This is a genomic window from Corynebacterium kefirresidentii (genome assembly GCF_016599755.1).
In the GTDB taxonomy this organism is placed as follows: Bacteria; Actinomycetota; Actinomycetes; order Mycobacteriales; family Mycobacteriaceae; genus Corynebacterium; species Corynebacterium kefirresidentii.
In genome coordinates, this window is sequence record NZ_CP067012.1 from 2,167,959 (window position 1) to 2,188,038 (window position 20,080).

Annotated in this window: 21 protein-coding genes and 1 pseudogene; 12 read left to right on the forward strand and 10 right to left on the reverse strand. The window is 61.8% G+C overall.

Annotated elements, in window-relative coordinates; translation table 11 throughout:
- The first annotated feature begins 83 nt into the window (after positions 1-83).
- From I6I12_RS10400 to I6I12_RS10410, 3 genes are read left to right on the forward strand one after another with little or no spacing between them, the layout of a single operon-like run.
- Positions 84-233, forward strand: a complete 150-nt coding sequence (locus I6I12_RS10400) for a helix-turn-helix domain-containing protein (RefSeq protein WP_080972300.1) — start codon at positions 84-86, stop codon at positions 231-233.
- A 42-nt stretch (positions 234-275) separates the two neighbouring features.
- Positions 276-539: a helix-turn-helix transcriptional regulator gene (locus I6I12_RS10405; protein ID WP_023020645.1), complete on the forward strand. Its 264-nt coding sequence runs from the start codon at positions 276-278 to the stop codon at positions 537-539.
- The gene (locus I6I12_RS10410; RefSeq protein WP_200288233.1) at positions 539-1,036 is read left to right on the forward strand and encodes a hypothetical protein; all 498 of its coding nucleotides are present in this window, start codon (positions 539-541) and stop codon (positions 1,034-1,036) included. The genes I6I12_RS10405 and I6I12_RS10410 overlap by 1 nt, the downstream gene beginning before the upstream one ends.
- Here I6I12_RS10410 and I6I12_RS10415 read toward each other — a convergent pair.
- The gene (locus I6I12_RS10415; RefSeq protein ID WP_200288234.1) at positions 1,033-4,152 is read right to left on the reverse strand and encodes an error-prone DNA polymerase; all 3,120 of its coding nucleotides are present in this window, start codon (positions 4,150-4,152) and stop codon (positions 1,033-1,035) included. The two genes, I6I12_RS10410 and I6I12_RS10415, sit on opposite strands and share 4 nt — an antisense overlap.
- 137 nt (positions 4,153-4,289) lie before the next feature.
- Between I6I12_RS10415 and I6I12_RS10420 the strand changes: the two genes are divergently transcribed.
- The 3 genes from I6I12_RS10420 (at position 4,290) to I6I12_RS10430 (ending at position 6,933) form a co-directional block, all read left to right on the forward strand.
- Entirely contained in the window at positions 4,290-5,147 is an 858-nt protein-coding gene (locus I6I12_RS10420) for a MetQ/NlpA family ABC transporter substrate-binding protein (RefSeq protein ID WP_200288235.1), read from the forward strand.
- A 71-nt stretch (positions 5,148-5,218) separates the two neighbouring features.
- Positions 5,219-6,256, forward strand: a complete 1,038-nt coding sequence (locus I6I12_RS10425; protein WP_023020641.1) for a methionine ABC transporter ATP-binding protein — start codon at positions 5,219-5,221, stop codon at positions 6,254-6,256.
- Positions 6,253-6,933 (forward strand): methionine ABC transporter permease, encoded by a 681-nt coding sequence (locus I6I12_RS10430; protein WP_023020640.1) that lies wholly within the window; start codon positions 6,253-6,255, stop codon positions 6,931-6,933. The genes I6I12_RS10425 and I6I12_RS10430 overlap by 4 nt, the downstream gene beginning before the upstream one ends.
- A gap of 21 nt (positions 6,934-6,954) precedes the next feature.
- Here I6I12_RS10430 and I6I12_RS10435 read toward each other — a convergent pair whose 3' ends face one another.
- Positions 6,955-7,815, reverse strand: coding sequence for a ferredoxin family protein (locus I6I12_RS10435; protein ID WP_200288236.1), 861 nt, complete (start codon positions 7,813-7,815; stop codon positions 6,955-6,957).
- 110 nt (positions 7,816-7,925) lie between these two features.
- Here I6I12_RS10435 and I6I12_RS10440 point away from each other — a divergent pair, with 110 nt between their 5' ends.
- Positions 7,926-8,483 (forward strand): AMIN-like domain-containing (lipo)protein, encoded by a 558-nt coding sequence (locus I6I12_RS10440; protein ID WP_200288237.1) that lies wholly within the window; start codon positions 7,926-7,928, stop codon positions 8,481-8,483.
- Here the strand turns inward: I6I12_RS10440 and I6I12_RS10445 are convergent.
- Together I6I12_RS10445 and I6I12_RS10450 are read right to left on the reverse strand one after the other, a co-directional pair.
- Complete coding sequence (locus I6I12_RS10445; protein WP_200288238.1) at positions 8,480-10,003, reverse strand: Y-family DNA polymerase; 1,524 nt, start codon at positions 10,001-10,003, stop codon at positions 8,480-8,482. The genes I6I12_RS10440 and I6I12_RS10445 overlap by 4 nt on opposite strands.
- Positions 10,000-10,596: a hypothetical protein gene (locus I6I12_RS10450; RefSeq protein ID WP_200289064.1), complete on the reverse strand. Its 597-nt coding sequence runs from the start codon at positions 10,594-10,596 to the stop codon at positions 10,000-10,002. The genes I6I12_RS10445 and I6I12_RS10450 overlap by 4 nt, the downstream gene beginning before the upstream one ends.
- A gap of 130 nt (positions 10,597-10,726) precedes the next feature.
- Here I6I12_RS10450 and I6I12_RS10455 point away from each other — a divergent pair, with 130 nt between their 5' ends.
- Together I6I12_RS10455 and I6I12_RS10460 are read left to right on the forward strand one after the other, a co-directional pair.
- Positions 10,727-11,146, forward strand: coding sequence for a hypothetical protein (locus tag I6I12_RS10455; protein WP_200288239.1), 420 nt, complete (start codon positions 10,727-10,729; stop codon positions 11,144-11,146).
- Positions 11,147-11,283: 137 nt separating this feature from the next.
- On the forward strand, positions 11,284-12,321 hold the full coding sequence (locus tag I6I12_RS10460; RefSeq protein ID WP_200288240.1) for an HNH endonuclease signature motif containing protein: 1,038 nt from the start codon (positions 11,284-11,286) through the stop codon (positions 12,319-12,321).
- A 65-nt stretch (positions 12,322-12,386) separates the two neighbouring features.
- On the opposite strand, the gene guaA is transcribed toward I6I12_RS10460, so the two are convergent.
- Positions 12,387-13,961: a glutamine-hydrolyzing GMP synthase gene (gene guaA, locus I6I12_RS10465; RefSeq protein WP_200288241.1), complete on the reverse strand. Its 1,575-nt coding sequence runs from the start codon at positions 13,959-13,961 to the stop codon at positions 12,387-12,389.
- Between the two features lie 33 nt (positions 13,962-13,994).
- On the opposite strand from guaA, the gene I6I12_RS10470 reads away from it, so the two are divergent.
- Positions 13,995-14,366 carry a hypothetical protein gene (locus tag I6I12_RS10470; protein WP_200288242.1) on the forward strand — a complete coding sequence of 124 codons (372 nt, stop codon included), beginning with the start codon at positions 13,995-13,997 and terminating at the stop codon, positions 14,364-14,366.
- 102 nt (positions 14,367-14,468) lie between these two features.
- Here I6I12_RS10470 and I6I12_RS10475 read toward each other — a convergent pair whose 3' ends face one another.
- Together I6I12_RS10475 and guaB are read right to left on the reverse strand one after the other, a co-directional pair.
- The gene (locus I6I12_RS10475; protein ID WP_200288243.1) at positions 14,469-15,632 is read right to left on the reverse strand and encodes a GuaB3 family IMP dehydrogenase-related protein; all 1,164 of its coding nucleotides are present in this window, start codon (positions 15,630-15,632) and stop codon (positions 14,469-14,471) included.
- Positions 15,633-15,639: 7 nt separating this feature from the next.
- On the reverse strand, positions 15,640-17,160 hold the full coding sequence (gene guaB, locus I6I12_RS10480) for an IMP dehydrogenase (RefSeq protein ID WP_200288244.1): 1,521 nt from the start codon (positions 17,158-17,160) through the stop codon (positions 15,640-15,642).
- Positions 17,161-17,278: 118 nt separating this feature from the next.
- On the opposite strand from guaB, the gene I6I12_RS10485 reads away from it, so the two are divergent.
- Positions 17,279-17,650: a DUF5319 domain-containing protein gene (locus tag I6I12_RS10485; protein ID WP_005326826.1), complete on the forward strand. Its 372-nt coding sequence runs from the start codon at positions 17,279-17,281 to the stop codon at positions 17,648-17,650.
- Between the two features lie 3 nt (positions 17,651-17,653).
- Here the strand turns inward: I6I12_RS10485 and I6I12_RS10490 are convergent, their stop codons facing one another.
- Entirely contained in the window at positions 17,654-18,409 is a 756-nt protein-coding gene (locus I6I12_RS10490; RefSeq protein ID WP_200288245.1) for a hypothetical protein, read from the reverse strand.
- Between the two features lie 65 nt (positions 18,410-18,474).
- Entirely contained in the window at positions 18,475-19,047 is a 573-nt protein-coding gene (locus tag I6I12_RS10495; RefSeq protein ID WP_049359746.1) for a sigma-70 family RNA polymerase sigma factor, read from the reverse strand.
- Between the two features lie 306 nt (positions 19,048-19,353).
- Here I6I12_RS10495 and I6I12_RS10500 point away from each other — a divergent pair, with 306 nt between their 5' ends.
- Entirely contained in the window at positions 19,354-19,656 is a 303-nt protein-coding gene (locus tag I6I12_RS10500) for a WhiB family transcriptional regulator (protein WP_023020627.1), read from the forward strand.
- Here the strand turns inward: I6I12_RS10500 and I6I12_RS12170 are convergent.
- Positions 19,653-20,006 (reverse strand): annotated as a pseudogene (locus I6I12_RS12170) (hypothetical protein); the annotation flags it as partial. The gene I6I12_RS10500 and the pseudogene I6I12_RS12170 sit on opposite strands and share 4 nt — an antisense overlap.
- Positions 20,007-20,080: the final 74 nt, after the last annotated feature.

Here is a 20,080-nt window from a genome sequence, read left to right on the forward strand (position 1 = left end):
ATTGACAGTAACAATCAGGAGAACCCCTTGGGCAACTTACCGTTTCCTTAACGGAAAACCATTGGTACCCTCGTCAGCTCGGCATCGATTGGTGGGCCATCCAGCGCGGCATCACTCCAGTTAATCTCTCCGTTCTGAAGAATAATCGGGCCAAGGCCGTACGCTTTAGCACTCTGGCAGCATTATGCGCGGCACTGGACTGCCAGCCAGGGGATATCTTCGGCGTCGAGTAGTAACCCTTGCCAGGTCGTTGGGTTTATGCAATACTTTGACTTATGTCCCCAAAGAAGAAGCCCTCCGCACCCATTTATAACCGGGTACGCGTACTGCGCGCCGAGCGGGACATGTCGCGCGCGCAGCTGGCCGAGGCCATCGACGTCAACCCTCAGACCGTCGGCGCGCTTGAGCGCGGCGACCACTCGCCCAGCCTGGACTTAGCCTTCCGCGTCTGTGAGGTCTTTGACCTCCCCGTGGAGGCTATTTTTTCCCGCCAGGAATTTTCCCCCATGTCCACTGAAATCTACAGGAAGAATTCCTAATGGCTAACACGATTTCCGCCTCCGTTTCTCGCCGCAAGCGCCTTGTCCTGGCCGGCGATATTTTCCTCGGCCTGGCTATCGTGGCTGCGGCCCTGCACTTCTTCACGCTCAGCTTGTCTAACTTGCTATGGCCGATTGCCGGTATCGCGGCCACCATCTACACCACGTCGCTCCGGCAGTCCATCCGTCGCCTCGATGAACCCACCACGGAGATGGATGAGTACGAACTGCGCCTGCATACCGACGCCCGCGACACAGGGCTTAAGACCGCAGTGGTTATTTCTATAGTGCTCTTCCTCGTCGCCGTCACCACCGCATTCGGCCTGCGCTTTCTCGGGGCGGAGCAGGTTGCAGTGGAGGAGGCGACCTCGGGGGCTAGTATCGCCATCTTCTTTGCCAAGCTCATCTATACCCAACTGCTGTGGATCCCTTTTGCGGTAGCCAAGGAATTGGCCAATAAGCTCAACGCGGACGAGCTGCGCAGCGGAGGAAACTAGCGGAAATCGCGGGAGCCGCGGGAGAGGAATTCGCCAAAGTCCAGCGGCTCGAGCTTGTCCGCGACCACGCTGACCGCCCCGGTGGCATTTTGCACGATGCCTCGAATAATCATTGCGCGGGCGGTGCGGGCCAACACCTTGTGCCGCGACCACAATCCAGGTGAAACCATCACATTCATCAGGCCGGTTTCATCCTCCACACCCAAAAAGGTCAGGCCAGATGCGGTACGCGGGCGCTGGCGGTGGGTAATAATGCCGGCAATGCACACGCGGGTGCCATCGGGAACATGGGGAAGTTGGGAAGCAGGTAGGACGTCGGCAAGCGAGGCACGCACCAGCTCCATGGGCTGCTGGTTATGGGTCACGCCGGTGGAGGCGACGTCGGTAGCCATAAGCTCGAAGGCGGACATGCCAGGCAGGTGCGGTGCAGCCAGCGCGGAAGTGCCAGGCAGCATTCCCTCGCGCTCGGTGGCGGCAACTCCGGCCTGCCACAACGCTTGACGACGATCCAGCCCCAAGCACTCCAATGCTCCAGCCGTGGCCAGCGCTTCCACCTGCTCCACGCTGAGATCCGCCCGGCGCGAAAGATCGGACACGCTAGCAAAAGGCGCGGCCGCCTCCACGCGCTCGGCGGCAGACTCCCCCAGCCCCTTGATGAGGTTCAGGCCCAGCCGAATCTCGCCCGACCCCGTTGCGCGGGCCTGCGCACCAGAATCATTGATACTCACCGGCAGCACCCGCACGCCGTGGCGCCGGGCATCTTGGATGAGCGACTGCGGGGAATAAAAGCCCATCGGCTGCGCGCGCAGCAGGCCCACGCAGAATTCCGCCGGGTAGTGGTACTTAAACCACGCGGAGAAATACACCAGTGAGGCAAAGGACTGCGAGTGCGATTCGGGGAAACCATAGGCAGCAAAGGCCACGATTTTGGCCCAGAGCTTATCCGCCACCTCGCCCTCGATGCCGTTAGTCTCGCGCAGGCCGTTAAAAAAGCGGCTGCGCAGCGCGGCCATCTTCGCCGGCGAGCGCTTCGACCCCATGGCGCGGCGCAGGTCATCGGCCTCGGCGCCGGAAAAACCTGCCGCGTCTACGGCAATCTGCATCAGCTGTTCTTGGAAAAGGGGGATGCCCAGCGTCTTGCCTAGGGATTTTTCCAAGACGGGGTGGTCATAGGTCACCTCTTCTAGGCCATCGCGGCGGCGCAAGTAAGGGTGCACGGATCCGCCTTGGATGGGGCCGGGCCGAATAAGCGCGACTTCGACCACTAGGTCAAAGAAACGGCGCGGCTTCAAGCGCGGCAGCGTGGCTAGCTGCGCGCGGGATTCCACCTGGAAGACGCCCACCGCATCGGCGCGGCAGAGCATGTCATAGACTTCCGGCTCGGCGAGGTCGAGTTCCCACAGATGCACCTCGCGGCCGGTGGTGGCGCGCACGGCGTCAATCATGTGGTGCAGCGCCTCCAACATGCCAAGGCCGAGCAGGTCGAATTTCACTAGGCCGGCGGCCGCACAATCGTCCTTATCCCATTGCAGCACGGAGCGGTTTTCCATGCGGGCCCATTCCATCGGCACGACGTCCGCGATGGGGCGGTCACACAGCACCATGCCGCCGGAGTGGATTCCTAGGTGGCGGGGCTGGCCGAGGAATTGCTCAGCCAGTGAGGAAACATCGGCAGGCGGCTCGGAGGTACCCTTCGACCACGCATCGGCCGAGCCCTGCGGATACCCCAGCGCGCGGGCGGCTTCGCGGGTCGCGCCCTTGCGGCGATAGGTAATGACATTGGCCACCTGTGCTGCGCGTTCCCGGCCGTGGGTGCGATAGACATACTGGATTACCTCCTCGCGGCGGCCGGACTCAATATCAATATCAATATCGGGCGGGCCATCGCGGTCCGGGGAAAGGAAGCGCTCAAAAAGCAGCTGCGCGGAGATAGGCTCGGCGTTGGTAATGCCCAGCGCGAAGCACACCGCAGAGTTAGCGGCCGAGCCGCGGCCCTGGCACAAAATATTCTCGCGCCGGCAAAAATCCACCAGGTCGCACACAATCAGGAAGTAGCCGGGAAAGCCCAGCTGCTTGATGACGCCCAACTCATGCCTAATCTGCTTCCTGGCCGCCTGCCTAATCTCGGCCGGGCGCGAGGCATAACGCTCCTTGGCACGGCGCCAGGCCTCATGCTCCAGCCAGCTCATCTCGGTATGCCCCTCCGGAACGGGAAAGTGCGGCAGGTTCGGGGCAAGCGCATCCCAGGTAAAGGAACACTCGCGAGCCAGACGCACAGTTTCCGCAATAAGCTCCGGCCGGTCAGGCAAAAGCTGGGCCATCTGCTCGCCGGATCGCAGCCAGCCGGCGCCCATGGGGTGGGTGTGCGGCGCAGCGGCCGCAAGAGACTCCCGGCGAGCCAAGGCGCGCTTGGCGGCGGCGAGCCGAGCTTGGTCACGGGTCGCCGCCGCAGGCCGTGCGGTTGCGATGGCCCGCAAGTTATTGTATTTATCGAGGAAACGGTGCCGATCCGCGTCTTCAGGGGACATGCTGCACGAATATTCGAGAACTATGCTGTCTATTTTTATTCTTTCGAGCAGGTTATCGATTTCTGCTAACGCTTCCGACCCCACCAGGAAGAAGCACTCCCCTTCCAGCTCGCGCGCCACCTCATCTAGTGGCGGATAATCCACCCGATCCTTCTCCCCAGCCTCCATCCGGGCGCGCGCAATAAGGCGCGACAACCGGCGATAGCCTTCCGGGGTGCGCGCCAGCACGGTCACCGGCGCTTCCGCGAGCGATAGTTCCGCGCCATATACGGCCGGGAGATTCGCTTTAGCAGCAGCTTCAGCGAATTTCATCAGCCCATAAAAGCCATCGCGGTCCACAATGGCCAGCCCCTCGAGCCCCAGCTCCATAGCCCGGCCAACCAGCTCTTCCGGCTCAGCAGCACCGTCAAGAAAACTATACGAACTTACCGCGTGCAACTCCGCGAAAGGGACGGCGGAATGGCCGCGCTGAGCAGAATCGGCTGGCCCATGAAGGTGATTAACCGGCACGGGTGCGGCAGATTCGCGACCGGAGAGGATGCGCTCCACCCGCGACCACGACAGTGCTTTTCCGCCATTAAATTCCACTCCACACAGCGTAATATCGAATTATTGTTCTATACAAGCCCGTAAGACGTGATGCCGACAATAGACAAAGCGGTTCGCCGATTGCTAAGTTGCTAAACAGACAAATTATTTCAACTCCTACAAGAAGGGGAATCCCCATGCAGATCCGTCGCGTAGTGGCTGCTACTGCCGCTGTAACCATCGCTGCCACCAGCTTGGTGGCCTGCTCCTCCGATGATTCCAAGTCCATCAAGGTGGGCACCACCGACGACGCCAAGAAGGCGTGGGTAGCATTCGAGCAGGAAGCGAAGAACGCTGGCTATGACATTGAAATCCAGCCATTCGCGGACTACAACACCCCGAACCAGGCTCTGGACCAGGGCGAGCTGGATACCAATAACTTCCAGCACCTGAAGTTCCTAGCGGAGTACAACCACGGCAATGACACCAACCTGGTGCCTATCGTGGCCACCGAAATCGTGCCGCTAGCACTGTTTTGGAAGGACCACGACTCCCTCGACGGCATCGAGGGCGAAGAGGTCGCCATCCCGAATGACTCCACCAACCAGGCCCGCGCCATCAACGTACTGGTCCAGGCCGGCCTTATTACTTTGAAGGATAAGGACAACTTGGAGCCCACCCCGCTGGATATTGATGAAAAGAAGTCCAAGGTCAAGGTCACCCCGGTAGACGCCGCGCAGACCACGTCCGCGCACGGCGAGGGCACGCCAGCCATCATCAATAACTCCTTCCTGGAGCGCGCCGGCATCGATCCGAAGACTGCCATCTTCCAAGACGATCCGAATTCTGAAGAAGCAGAACCGTACATCAATGTCTTCGCCGTTCGCGAGGAGGACGCCGATAACGAAGACATCAAGAAGCTTGCCGAGCTATGGCACTCCGACGCCGTCCAGGAGGGCGTCGATGAAGACTCCGCCGGCACCTCCGTCGAGGTGGAGCGCAGCCAGGAGGATCTGCAGAAGATCCTAGATAAGCTCGAAGCAGATCTGGACTAATCACCCTTGCTTTTACCCCGCCGGAACCCCCCGGCGGGGTTTGGCACTTTCCTAACTAAGGACGCAAACACGTGGCAGATTCCACTCAACGCGGCACCCGCATCGAGTTCCGCGAGATCACCAAGATCTTTAAGCAGAAAAAGGCGCGAGTTAAGGCACTCGACCATGTCTCCATGACCATTGAGCCCGGCGAAATTGTCGGCATCATTGGCTACTCCGGCGCCGGCAAGTCCACCCTTGTACGCATGATCAACGGCTTGGACACCCCGTCCGCGGGAGAGCTGCTGCTTGATGACACCAATATCGTTGGCATGTCCGAGAAGAAGCTGCGCGGCATTCGCCGCAATATCGGCATGATTTTCCAACAGTTCAACCTGATGAACTCGCGCACCGCGGCCGGCAATATTGAATACCCGCTGCAGCTGCAGGGCGTCGGCAAGCAGGAGCGCGCCAAGCGCGTGCAAGAGCTGCTGGATTTCGTCGGCCTAGGAGACAAGGGCAAGAGCTACCCAGAGCAGCTTTCCGGCGGCCAGAAGCAGCGCGTCGGCATTGCCCGTGCGCTGGCCACCAACCCTTCGCTGCTGCTTGCCGACGAAGCAACTTCCGCCCTCGACCCCACCACCACGCAGGAAGTCCTCGACCTACTGCGTCAGGTAAACAAGGAATTTGGCATCACCATCGTGGTTATTACCCACGAGATGGAAGTCGTACGCTCCATCGCCGATAAGGTCGCCGTGATGGAAAACGGCCGCGTCGTGGAACAAGGCAGCGTCTACGAGGTCTTTTCCAACCCACAGACCTCCGTGGCCGCCAAGTTCGTAGCCACCTCGCTGCGCAACGAGCCCGACGTCGTTGAAACCGACGACCTGCTCGCGCACGAAGGCCGCCTATTTACCATCAACCTCACCGAGGAATCCGGCTTTTTCACCGCCGCCGCCCGCCTTAAGGAAGCCGGCGTATCCATCGCCGTCGTCCACGGCGGCATCACCACGCTGCAGCAGCATTCCTTTGGCAAGCTGACCGTACGGCTCAGCGGCGATAATAACGCCATCGAAGAGTTCTACCGCACGCTTTCTACCACCACCCAGATTGAGGAGATTGCACGATGACCGTCACCACCCTCGCCCAAGCCAACTGGGACCGCCTCGGCCCTTCACTGGCCGATGCCATCGTCGATACCCTCATCATGGTCTCGACTACCCTCATCGTTTCCGGCATCCTCGGCCTTGGCCTAGGCATGCTGCTCTATACCACCCGCACGGGCGGCATCCTGCAAAACCGGTTCGTCTATTTCATTGTCAACCTGCTGGTTAACTTCGTCCGCCCCATCCCGTTCATCATCTTGCTGGCTTTTGCCCAGCCACTGACCGTCATAGTGATGGGCGGGTCCATCGGCCGCGGACCGGCCACCTTCGTCATGGTGATCGCCGCGACCTTCTCCGTGGCCCGCGTGGTGGAACAAAACCTCGTGTCCATCGACCCCGGCGTTATCGAGGCCGCCCGCTCCATGGGTGCCTCGCCGTGGAAGATCATTACCTCCGTTATCGTCCCGGAGGCCCTCGGCCCACTGATTTTGGGCTACACCTTCCTGTTTATCGCCATCGTGGACATGTCCGCTATGGCCGGCTACGTCGGCGGCGGCGGTTTGGGTGACTTTGCCATCGTCTACGGCTACCGCGCCTTCGAATGGGAAGTCACCGTCGTGGCCACGCTCATCATCATCGTGCTGGTGCAGGCCGCCCAGTTCTTCGGCAACTGGCTCTCCTCCAAGGTCATGCGCCGCTAGCCCCCGCTTGCCGACGGCGCCCTACCCCGCGACCGGCTCCACGCCGGTCGCTACGATGGCTTGGCCCGTCTTCGGGGCGTCACCACACGAAGAAACCACACCTTCTACCTCGCGCTCCTCGAGCGTCACGCGCCAGCGCCGGCCGTCAATGTGGCTGACCTCGCCGCTATCAGTGGCGGTGAGCTGGCCGTAGGAGAGCTCCTCGCCGGCGTCGATAAGCGCTCGGGCCACCGCCAACTCCGCCACCTGGCCGCGCGGGCCGAAAATACCGCGCCCGCGATTTACCGGGTAAAAATACTTTCCCCGCGCCGCCGCCGCAATCATCTGCGCGGCGGCTTCTTTATTCATTCGTCCAAAGGAATAGCCCCACGGCATGAGCATGACCGATGGCGCGAACCGGTGTCCCTTCGTGTGCGAGGTCTCCCAGACCATATCCGGGTAATCCTCCACCAGCTCCGCGGCCAACGGCCGCCCCTTGACCGCACAGCAGGTATCGCGCTTCGCGTGCGTACACACCAAAACCAGCGGTGTTTCCACTGCGCCGCCTCCATTGCGTCCAGGCCCTGTCAGATCCAGATCAAGGATTTTCTCTGGCCCTGTCAGCAGCACGAGTTCCATCACTCCCTGCTCGGCCCACACCAGGTAACAGCGGTGCATCTTGCCTACCTGGCGGCCGTCGCGGCCCGGCCGACGGATAAGCTGCAGCCCCGCCACCCCCTTCAGTTTGGCCTTAAGCTGCGCCGTGAGATCCGGCCCAAAGGTATCGCCATCGAGCACGTCTCGCGACCATCCGCCCGGCCACTCAAAAAGCACATAGACGGATTCCTTCTTCGCCGTGCCTGGCAGCGGCTCTACCTGGATATCTGAACAGAACTCGGTCATATACCTAAGCCTAACCTTTCTGCATTTCAGCTCACACCCTTGGCCACAATTCGGCCACGAAATACCCCCTCGGCTATACAGTTCACGGCCGAAACTATAACCTAGGGGGCATGCTAAAAGTCCGTCTCGCCGCAACACTCCTCGTCGCTGCTTCCCTCAGCGGCTGCGCCGCCCAAGAGACGGACCGCACCACCATGGCTGCATCTGCGGATAACTCCCGGCTCAATCCACTAGGCCAGGCCAATATGGAAATGAAAACCCTCCGGCCGCAGGCCCCCTCCGAGCTCACGGTGACCAACGTGCGCATCGGCCAGCACGAGGGTTTTGAACGCGTTGTCTTTGAACTCGACGGCAGCGGCTCTCCCGGCTGGTTCGTAGACTATGCCGACACGCCCACGCAGCAGGGTTCTGGCAAGACTATTGACCACTCCGGCGGGACCGCACTCAATGTCAATATCGACGGCGTGGTCTACCCCTTCGAGGCGGGGAAGGACGATCCCCACATCGGCGTGGTGGATGCCCCCGTAGAGGGAGTCGTCACCCAGGTGGTCAATGGCGGTACCTACGAGGGCCGCTGCCAATTCGTCATCGGCATGACCTCGCGCAAGCCCTATTCCGTGCAGGTGCTCGATAACCCCACCCGCCTCGTAGTCGATATTCGCGATTAATAGGTCGCCTCCACCCGCCAGCGCCCGCCGGACCATACCACAAGCCAGGCCCGCTGGTGCTCTTCGTGGTCGGCTTGGCCCACCACCTGCAGGCGCGCTACGTGCTGCGGGTTACTAGTCCACCACTGCGTATCCACCGGCCAGGGACCGGCCCAGCCCAGTACGCGGAAGCGATGAGCTCCCCAGCTCAATGCCACCGGCGCCCCCGAAAGGAGAGCCTCGGCGGTGACGAATACTTCGCGACGAGCGGCGTCGATAAGCCGGATGCGCGCGGCCGGATGATTAGGCCCACCGCCCAGCCGCGCAGGCAGGGGTGCCGGAATACGGCCGGGCCACTCGCCTTGTGGCGGTGCGTCGCGCTGCTCGCCATAGGGCACGTACTCGATGCGCTCGGCCACCCCACGGCCGCCCACCGCCCGCGGCTGCAGCACGCGGTCAACCCCCAGCTGCGATTGCACGCGAGCGATCACACGTTTGACCTGCTCCTGAGATCCCTCTCCGCCCCAGAGCCCGGTGGCGGACGGGGTGGCAACCTCTACCGGCTCCAGTGCGAGGCGGCGGATGGCCGCGCCCCCACCAGTGGCACGCGAGAGCCAGCCATCGAGCTGCCAGCGCACGCGGTCCGCGGTGGCCTGCTCCGTCAGCGCTTCCTGCGTGCGCCATACCCGCGCCAGCTCCTCGCCGGTGCCAAACTCCGCTACCACGCGCAGCCGCAGGCAGACCTTGCCGGCCTCTTCCAAGCGGGCATGCAGCCGGGACGCTAGCTGACGGGCCGCGAAGGCCGCCGCGTCCACGCGCTCGATGCGCTCTTCCATTTCCACGGCCAGGTCTGGGCGCGCCATTTCTGGAGCTACGCGCCTATCCGCACGGGCTTGGGCCAACTCGTGCGCGCGACGCCCGGTCTCACCGAAACGGGTGGCTACCTGCTTAAACGGCAGCGCCGCTAAGTCACCCAGGCGCCGCACACCCAACTTATCGAGCTGCGCAACAAACCCAGCATCAAAGCCCAAGGCCTCATCGGCGGCGAGCACTCCTATGGGCTGGGTGGCCAAAAACTCTCGCGAGCCGCCCTCTGGCACCACCGCGCCCATGCCACGGTGCCGGGCCGCGATAACGGCCGTAGCAATCTCATCGGCGACGCCGAGGGTGGAATCGAAGCCGGCGTACGAAGAGGCGTCGACAAGCATCTCTAATGCTTTCTCCCCGTGGTAGCGCAGCGCTGCGCCCGCGTCCACAATGGCCAGGCCGGGGCGCAGCACCTCCACCGAGGACGCCACCGCATCCAAACCAGCCGCCACCTCCGCAAACGCCGCACCATCCCGATCCGGATTGGCCTCCACCACCGTCGCCTCGGGGCACAGCGCTTGGGCTTGACGCAGGCGCATCCCACGCCGCACCCCCGCCCGGCGCGCCGTCCTATCGCATACCGCAACCGCGTGATTGCGCGCAATGACCATAGGGCCCTGCCCGCCGACGGCCTGGATGGGCCAATCCGGAAACCACACGGCCGCTACCCTCATACGGCCTCCAGTCTGCGGTGTTGGCCCACCGTGAGCACCCCATGCACGCTAGCCTGCTTCGAGGTCACCTCAACGTCCATGTCCACGCCGCGAATGCGCCCACTGCCCTTGCCGACGCCCCGATAGGCACTCACCTGCGCCCCTATCTCCACCGCCGTGCCGGGCAAGCGCGTGCCCACCGTCAGCACCGCCGCGCGCCCGCCGCGCACCTTCGCCAGCACCGGCCGGGCCTTGGTTGGGCTCACCTCACCGGGCGGCCCATGATGGATGACTAGGTCCAGTCCTTCCGCCAATACCCCTGTCACCATCCAGGAATCCACGCCCGGATCTGGGACGGTTACCACACGTTCGATAACACCTTCCTCGGCCACTTGTGCGAGTAGTAAATCTGGCCACCCCACCACACCTACATACCCGCCGCGGGCGGTGAGATGACAGATAAGATCCACCACAAGCGCTGGACAGTTAGTACAGTGCACCACGTGCCGGCGCGCCAAGCCGCCCGCAGGAAGCAGACGTGCCAGGCCAGGAAGCGTATCTACCAGCTCCTCTTCCGGGCCACGCTCCATAGCGCGCATGCGAGTACGCAGCATCGCCACACGGTCCGACCTACTTAGTCCGGCCACCGCTTTTTCTAGGCGAACGCTCGTTTGATTCACCCGAATAGTATGAACCCTCACCCGGACACATGCAAGTGTATGTTCGAATGGTAGCCTTAGCGGCATGAACTTCAACGCTGCCTACGGTGCCATGCGCGAGCACACCACCCCCATTCCCACTCCGCCATGGGTGCGTTTGGGTTCGTCCATCCTCATCGGTGCGGCCGTGGCGCTTTTGGCCAGCCGCGCACATATTTTTGCTGCACTAATCGGGGCGCTCGTGTGCCTCGTGGCAGCTTTCGTTCTCGTCTTTGCCCACCCCTACCGCCACGCGATGCGCGATTATGCCACCAAGCGCAATGTCACTCTGGTTCCTAGCATCGCACAGCTCGTGCCGCTGATGATTCTGTGGCTTATGGTGATGCTCGCCCCCATCGTGGCCCTACCCGCGTGGGGCGCCGGCCTGGTATGGCTGGTGGTTTTTAGCCTGAGCTTTCTCGTCTTCCCCCACGTGGATGGCACGCGACGGCTCGCGTTTGCCTAATCTATACGACACTTTTCGGGGTTATCCACAGCTTTTCCGCCCCGCCTCGGGTATGTAGGCCGGGTTATCCACACAACTGGCCGCAGCGGTTGCGCCGGCCGTGCGCCGGTGTAGGTGCGCGTCGTAGCGTTGCAGGCATGAACGCACTCGAGACCTACCTCATTGCCTTAGGCCCCGGCATGGACATCATCGCCGGGTGCCAGGGCATGTCTGGGTCCGAGCTTATGGACTACGGCGCGCCCGATGCCATCGCGGCCGATCTGCTTCTTTTGTGTGAGAGCTACTTTGGCCGCACCAAATTTACCCGGCTACAGCGCCGTGCTATTGCCGACGCCCGTCGCAACACCCATTCTATCGCCACACTCACCGCCCTAGAGCGCATTGTTAACCGCGCCCCGAGCAAGAAACAGGCCTGGGAGCTACGCGCGGAGTGCTGCGCAATGACCGGCGCGATGAGCCATATTCTCAAGCACGCCCGCCGGCGCCTGCGCGAGATGAAAGACAACACCGTTACTCCAGGTGTGCGCACTTACCGACGCCCCAATAACTACTGGACGCTTGCCATCACCGGAACCTCTAGTTTCATCGCGGATCTCAACGCCGCGCTGGCCGCGACCGGGAAGCAATCGCTCGAGGCGGTAGAAAAAATTTTCTTTGACCAGGCAGCGGCCGCGCGGGCAGAGGTGATAACCAATGCCATCGTGCCATTAGACAAATTCATTCGCATCCGCGACGGCCACGGCGACGATATCGAGCTCGACCTGACCAATGGCGCCACCATTACCGGCACCGAATATCTGCGGCGCGTACTCAACGACGTCGGCTTTTCTGGCGATAGAGAAACCGGCTACGTCACGCTCGTGCACCCCGAAGAAGGGCCGGTCAACCTCTACCGCACGGCGCGCGTGGCCAATGACAAACAGCGCATCATGGCCGCTGCAGAAAACCCACGCTGCGTCTGGCCGGGCTGCAACCAACCGGCCGATCTCTCCCAGGTCCACCACCTCAAGGCGTGGAGTAACGGTGGGGAGACGAATATGAAAAACCTGGTCATGTGCTGCGCCTACCATAACGGCGTCAACGATGATGACCCCAACGCTCCGCCCCGGCGCGGCCGCCTCGAGCGGGTGGGCGGGCGCATTGTGTGGCGTCCACCGTTTACCCCGCGCGAGTAAACACGCTCCTCAAACGCGCGAAAAGGCGCTCAGAGATAGCCTGAGCGCCTTCTACGCATGCCGTTTTACTCCCACTCGATGGTTCCCGGTGGCTTGGAAGTGCAGTCCAAGACCACGCGGTTGACGTCCTTCACCTCATTGGTGATGCGGGTAGAAATTTTCTCCAGTACCTCGTATGGCAAGCGGGTCCAGTCCGCAGTCATGGCGTCCTCCGAGGACACTGGGCGTAGCACGATCGGGTGGCCATAGGTGCGGCCATCACCTTGCACACCAACGGAACGGACGTCGGCCAGCAGCACGACCGGGCACTGCCAAATCTGGTCATCCAAGCCGGCATTGGTCAGCTCGGTGCGGGCAATGAGGTCCGCCTCACGCAGCGTCTCCAAGCGTTCCTCGGTTACCTCACCGATAATGCGGATACCCAAACCTGGGCCTGGGAATGGCTGGCGGTTAACGATTTCTTCCGGCAATCCCAGCTCGCGGCCGACGGCGCGTACCTCGTCTTTAAACAGCAGACGCAGCGGCTCAACCAGCTCGAACTCCACGTCATCTGGCAAACCGCCAACATTGTGGTGAGACTTAATATTCGCCGTGCCGTCGCCGCCGCCAGACTCGACCACGTCCGGGTACAGCGTGCCTTGGACGAGGTAGTCGACGGTGGAGCCTGCAGGGGCGTCGTCAAGCACGCCCGCAACCGCACGCTCAAAGGCACGGATAAACTCCGCGCCGATGGCCTTGCGCTTTGCTTCTGGGTCGTCAACGCCGGCCAACTTCTCCAAGAAGGCACTGCGCTCATCCGCAGTCACCAGCTTCGCGCCGGTGGAGGCGACAAAGTCCTTTTCCACCTGCTCCCGCTCGCCAGCACGCAGCAAGCCGTGGTCGACGAAGACACAGGTGAGGCGATCACCGATGGCACGTTGCACCAGTGCCGCCGCTACAGCGGAATCCACACCGCCGGATAGGCCACAGATGGCGCGGCCGTCCTCGCCCACCTGAGCGCGAACGTCCGCGATGAGCTGCTCGGCGATATTATCGGCCGTCCAGTTCTGCTCTAGGCCGGCAATCTCGGTCAGGAAGCGGGTAAGTACCTCTTGGCCGTGCGGCGAGTGCTGCACCTCAGGGTGGTACTGCACACCGGCCATCTTCTTTTCCAGGCACTCCATCGCTGCAACCGGGGCACCGGCCGAAGTGGCCGTAACTTCAAAGCCCTCGGGAGCGGCAGATACGGCATCACCGTGGGACATCCATACCTTATGGGTAGTCTCCAGGCCAGCGTGCAGTACGCCGCCCTTAACGTTCATATCGGTGCGGCCGTACTCACGCTCGCCAGTCGACGACACAGTGCCACCAAGAACGTGGTTCATGGCCTGGAAGCCATAGCAGATGCCGAAGACAGGAATGCCGAGCTCAAGCAGCTCCGGCTTCAGGGCCGGGGCACCGTCAGCATAGACGGAGGACGGGCCACCCGACAGGATAAGCGCGGCGGGATCTTTAGCTTTGATTTCCTCCACAGACGCGGAGTGAGGGACAACCTCGGAGTAAATCTTGGCCTCGCGCACGCGACGGGCAATAAGCTGCGCGTACTGAGCGCCAAAGTCCACAACGAGGACGGGGCGCGGGGTAGTGTTTGGCTTAGTCACGCCCCATAGTCTAACCCACTAAACTGATAGCTTATGAAGCGCTTGGCTATTGTGCTCACCACCGGGCTAGTGTTATGCGGTTGTGACGCTACCCCAACTACGGCCGAGGTGACGTCTGCGCTGGATGAACAAGGTCCACAACGGGTAACACTCCCAGCCGCAGAAGTCTTTGGAAGCAAGTGGGACGAGTGGGCTCCCTTATGCGGCACTCAGCAGGCAGAGCGCATGGGATACCCAGAAGTAGCGCATAATTCGGTAGTGCTGCGCGCGAAAGAGGAAAAGAAGGTTGTAGAACTCAATCCTGCGGGAGCACGCGTGTGCCCTGTCCACGATGCAGGACAATGGCGGCCGATGTCGCGCGAGACCACATGGAGGAGGGAAGGCGGTTGGCAGTTGGTTTCCTGACCACCCTCCTTCTCCGCCACGCTCTACTTATCCAGAGGCGGAAAAGCTTTGAGACAAAACGCGGCTGCGCCAAGAAAGCACAGCCGCGTTCGAGATTGCCGACTAGTGGCGGACGGCGAGCTCGACCTTCTGGAAGGACTTCAGGTCGGTGTAGCCGCACTTTGCCATGGAGCGGCGTAGCGCGCCGACCAAGTTGGTGCGGCCGAAGGGCTCGCTGGAGGGACCGTGCAACACCGTTTCAAGCGAAGGAGCGGCAGACTCTTCTGCAGCTTCGGCCGGGGTACCGGCGGTGAGGAAATCAACATCCAAGTCGGCATCAGCTCCGGAGAACTGGACGAAGCCGCGGGGGAAACGCGGGTGACCGGCCGTGGCGGGCCAGTACCAGCCTTTACCGCCGGCCTCGCGGGCCTGAGCAAGCAGTGGGCCGAGAGCGACACTGTCGGCGCCACAAGCAAAAGCCTTGGCAATATTGCCGGAGTTTTCAAACTCGGTATCGGCGATGATGTGCACGTAGCGGCCGCCAGTCTCGTCGAGGTAATCGCGGCGGGCTGCGGCGGCGTCGGCAATCGCAGTGGCCATGGCCGAGTCGATACCAACGGTCTCGGCGTTGGTCGTCACACCAGCGCCTACGATAACGCCGGCCGCGCCAGTGCGCATCAGGTGCAGCGCGGTGGTGTAGTCGGTAACTCCGCCCGCGATGACCGGCACATCCAGCGATCCGATGAACTCCTTGAGGTTCAGCGGCTCGCCCCCGGTAGCCACGTGTTCGGCCGAGACCAGGGTGCCCTGAATAAACAGCAACTCAGCGCCGGCCGCGATGACCTTCGGAGCCATCTCACGAGCATTTTGCGGAGAAACACGCACAGCGACGGTGACTCCGGAGTCGCGGACTTGGGAGATGCGCTGGGTGAGGAGGGCGTCGTCAAGCGGTGCGGCGTGCAGCTCCTGAATGATGGAGTTATCGCCCGGCTGCGAGTAAATGCGAGCTAGAGCGCCTTCGAGGTCCTCGTGGCGGCCCCACAACCCCTCAGCATTAATGACGCCCAGGCCACCTTGCTTGCCCATCTCGATGATGAACTCGGGCGTGGCGAGCGCATCGGTGGGGTGGGACACGAAAGGGATGTCGAAGGTATAGGCATCGATGTGCCAGGTGGTATCCACGTCCTTGGAGGAGCGGGTACGGCGTTGCGGCACGATGGATAGTTGCTCTAGATCAAAGGTGCGGCGGGCCTCGCGGCCGATGCCAATTTCGGCGTATTCACGCATGATATTCCTAGCGGTAGTTTGGTGCTTCTGCGATTTGCTGCAGGTGGTGCGGGTGAGATTCCTTCAGGCCCGCGGCGGTGATTTGAACGAAGCGCTTGGTCTTTAGCTCAGCCAGGGTGGCGGAGCCGGTATAGCCCATTGATGCGCGCAAACCGCCGACGATCTGGTGCACAATGGCATCGATATCGCCGCGGAAAGGCACTCGACCCTCGACGCCTTCCGGAACCAGCTTGTCTTCGCTGCGGACATCGGCCTGGAAGTAGCGATCCTTGGAATAGGAGCGCTTTTCGCCGGAAAGTCCACGGCCCTGCATGGCGCCCATGGAGCCCATGCCGCGGTAGCGCTTGTACTGCTTGCCCTGGTAGACCACGATGTCACCGGGTGCCTCGGTGGTGCCGGCAAACATGGAACCCAGCATGACGGTATCGGCGCCGGCCGCTAGGGCCTTGGCGACGTCGCCGGAGTACTGCATGCCGCCATCGCCGATCACCGGTACACCGGCCGGGCCAGCTACCGCGGCGGCTTCCATCAGGGCCGTAATCTGCGGCGCTCCCACGCCAGCGACGACGCGGGTGGTGCAAATGGAGCCCGGGCCAATGCCGACCTTGATGGCATCCGCGCCGGCATCAATCATTGCCTGGGCGGCCTCACGGGTGGCAAGGTTACCGCCGATGACATCGACCTTGGAGCCAAAGTCCTTTTGGACGCGGGAAACCATTTCCAACACGCGGTTGTTGTGGGCATGGGCGGAATCGACGACGAGGGCGTCCACGCCGGCGTCGACAAGCGCGGCGGCGCGCTGGTAGGACTCCTCGCCGGTACCGATGCCGGCCGCAACCAACAGGCGGCCGGCCGAGTCCTTCGACGCGTTAGGGTACTGCTCGGACTTTACAAAGTCCTTGACGGTAATCAGGCCGGTGAGCTTATTATCCGCATCGACGATGGGCAGCTTTTCCACCTTATTGGCCGAGAGCAGTTCGAGGGCTTCCTCCTTGGATACGCCCTCGCGCGCTACGACGAGCGGCATGGCCGTCATAACCTCGCTGACCTTGCGATCAAAGTCAGGCTCGAAGCGCATATCGCGGTTGGTGCAAATACCGACTAAAGTGCCGTCCTCATCTACCACCGGCAGGCCGGAGATACGGAAGCGGGCGCACAGCGCGTCTACCTCCCCAATGGTCATATCCGGGCGGGCAGTGATGGGGTCGGTGACCATGCCGGACTCGGAGCGCTTGACTATTTCTACCTGCTCGGCCTGGTCCTCGGTAGACAGGTTGCGGTGCAGCACGCCGATGCCGCCCTGGCGCGCCATGGCAATGGCCATGCGGGCCTCAGTCACGGTATCCATGGCGGCCGAGGCAAGCGGGACGCCGAGGCGAATATTGCGGGTAAACTGCGCGCCGGTATCGACCTCGGAGGGCACGATATTGGATTCGGCGGGCAACAGAAGCACATCGTCAAAGGTCAGGCCGCGCAGGGCTACCTTGTTCGGGTCATCTCCACCAGTATGAATACGGTTCTCGCTCATCGAGGTCTCTCCTTAACAGGTTTAGCGGCTACCACAACTGTAGTGCTTTGCCGGCCGACGACACCATTTGGGCAGGGGTAAATTGCCTCGGGAGGGTAAGTTCAATAGGCTCGCAGGCGTGAACTTCTTCGCCAATATGCCCCGCGATCCTTTCGCCGATGACCCGAATGACCCCGCCTCCTTCCTGGAGGAGGACGAGCAGGTCATGCCGCTTACCGACGACGACCGAATCGCCATCATCCACGACCTCGCGCTGGTGCAGAAATTCGCGTCCATCCTCGGCCCGCGCGGCATCGATGGCATCTTCTTCCTGTGCGAGGATTGCCAGGAAAACCACTTCTACGAGTGGGATATCATGGCCGCAAATATGCGCGCCACGCTCGAAGGGGAGCTAGCGCCAGTACATGAGCCGGGCGCCGAGCCGGATCCCTCCCGCTATGTTCCCTGGGACTATGCCTTGGGATACTTGGATGGCCTAGAGGGCCGCTAGCTTCTACAGCTGCTGGCCCATATCGATGGTGGTTGTCGGCTCATCCTCAACGTTCGGGTTGGGCTGTGGGTTCTGCTGCGCCGGCTCCGTGACTACCACGGTTTCGGTGGCGTACTGAGTTTCGGTCACGGTAACCTGTTCCGGCTGCTGTTCCGGTTGGGAAGCTTCTTCCGCCACGGTTTCGGTGGCGGTCTCCGTCACGGTGTGCGGGGCGGGCTTCGGGTGCGCAGAGCGCTTGTGTTCCGCCTCACTGTTGGCGGCGATGGCCTTTTCTTCCTTGCCTTCGGCCGCGTCCAGCTTGGCTCGGGCATCCCTCATCAGTTCCCGAGCACCTTCAATATCGCCTTCGGCCGCGCGAGATTCCATCTCTTCCAGCGTTCCGGCCAGCTCTACATTGCGGGTCTTATCCCCTTTATCAAAAGTTCCGGCATGCAGCATTGCGCCACCGGCTCCAGCAATGACTAGGGTTGCAGCGGCCGCGCCAATGAGACCATGCACGAAAGGCCCGCCGCGGCGACGCTTGCGCACCTTACCAAGATCAATAACCTGAGGCTCCGCCTCAGCGCCTTCTACCAGCGGGGCCGGAGGCATGTGCTTGTCGACGTCCCCCTTTAACTCCAGCAGCAACCCCGCCAGGTCATCCTGACGGTCGGAAGGGTCGTTGCCTTTCGAAAGCTCAGTGAGGAATGCATCATCATCGACCAAGGGCTGGAGCTGGTCCGCTAGGTCGTCGTTATCGCCGTGGTGCTTAGAAGCCATGATGGTGTCTCTCCCCCTTCCTTTCTGTTATGAAATACCTGCTGTGAGATTGGGCCACAAGCCCCTTAGTGTGCAGTTTCCTGCGCGACTTGGAGGGTCTTTCGCAATTGAGCTAGTGCTCGGTGTTGTGCCACACGGACCGCGCCTGGAGTGGAACCCACAATTTCCGCAGTCTCTTCTGCTGACAAACCGTTGAACACGCGCAGAATAACGATGTTTTTCGCCTTATCACTTAATGTATCGAGCAAGGCGCGCATTCTGTTACTACCGTCGGCCTCTAGCGCCCACTCTTCAGGAGTGGCTTCACGCGCGGAGTCTTCCGGAATTTCTTCGGTAGGCGTGGACTTATCGCGGCCCATCGCGCGGTGAGCATCGGTGACCTTATTAAATGCGATGCCGTAAACATAGGCCATAAAAGGGCGGCCCTTGTCCTCATAGGAACCAATCGAGGTAGCCACTGCTAGGCAAATCTCTTGGGCTACATCTTCCGCGGTGGGTTGGCGGCCGCCGCCAATACGGGCGCGGCAGTAGCGCAGCACCTGCGGGTGAATGATCTGCAGGACTTTTTGCAGCGCTCGACGGCTGCCGTCGACGGCATGCGGAACGAGATCCGCTAGCTCCTGTTCCCTATCACTCACGTATGCACCCTCTGAGATGTTTTCGACCGGTAACTAACCATATTGGCACACGGGAAGTTTATGCAAAGGCAACGCGCAGCCCCATTAGCTATGCAAGCTGAGCGGCAGAAAATTCACAAACCGTTAACCTTCGGCGTTTGCGCTGGTAAACCGTGGTGTCGGTGGAGGAATCGCGAGGACAATACTTAAAAGTCAAAAATCGGTAACCCACCGTTTACCCACGCGCGAAACACTACGTGAGGTTGCTTTTCGCGACACTGCGGAAGCCACACAAGAATTCTCGCCCTTACAAAGGAGCTTAGTAACGTGTCTCAGCCTCATTTGCTTCCCGGTCCCACCGCTGACCTGTGGGATTGGCAGCTACAAGGCGCCTGCCGCGGAGAAAACTCGGACGTATTTTATCACCCGGATGGCGAGCGCGGCCGCGCCCGCGCCCAGCGCGAGAATCGCGCCAAAGCCATCTGCAATTCTTGCCCGGTCATTGATTTGTGCCGCGAGCATGCCTTGCAATCCGCCGAACCCTACGGTGTCTGGGGCGGAATGAGCGAATCCGAACGCGTGGTAGAGCTTCGCCAGCGTCGCCGCGCCGCCGCGCCGGTCAACGCTTAAGGCAGGAAAGTTAGGGGGAGACGAGGGCGTCGGCAAAAACGCTCCGTCACCGAGTCACGCTGTTCGGCTAAGTCTGCTGGCGTGCCGCTAAAGACCGCCTGGCCGCCGGCCAAACCGGCTCCGAGGCCCAAATCGATGGCGTAGTCCGCGTGCGCGAGCACAGCCAGGTTGTGGTCGATACGGATGACGGTATGGCCGGAGTCTACCTGCTCATCACGCCCGGCTCCACGTAGACCACACCCGCGCCGTTGCGCTTGAGGCAGGCACCCTCGAAACTCGCGGAATAAGAGTGCGGGTTTGATGCCATTGGCCTTGGCGAAGGCCTTGCGAACGGGGTCGGTATCACCGGTGACCTTGATGTATTCCACGGCCCTAGTCTAGGCACAACAAAACCCGCCGCGCGCAAAGCGGGGCGGGCGATGTT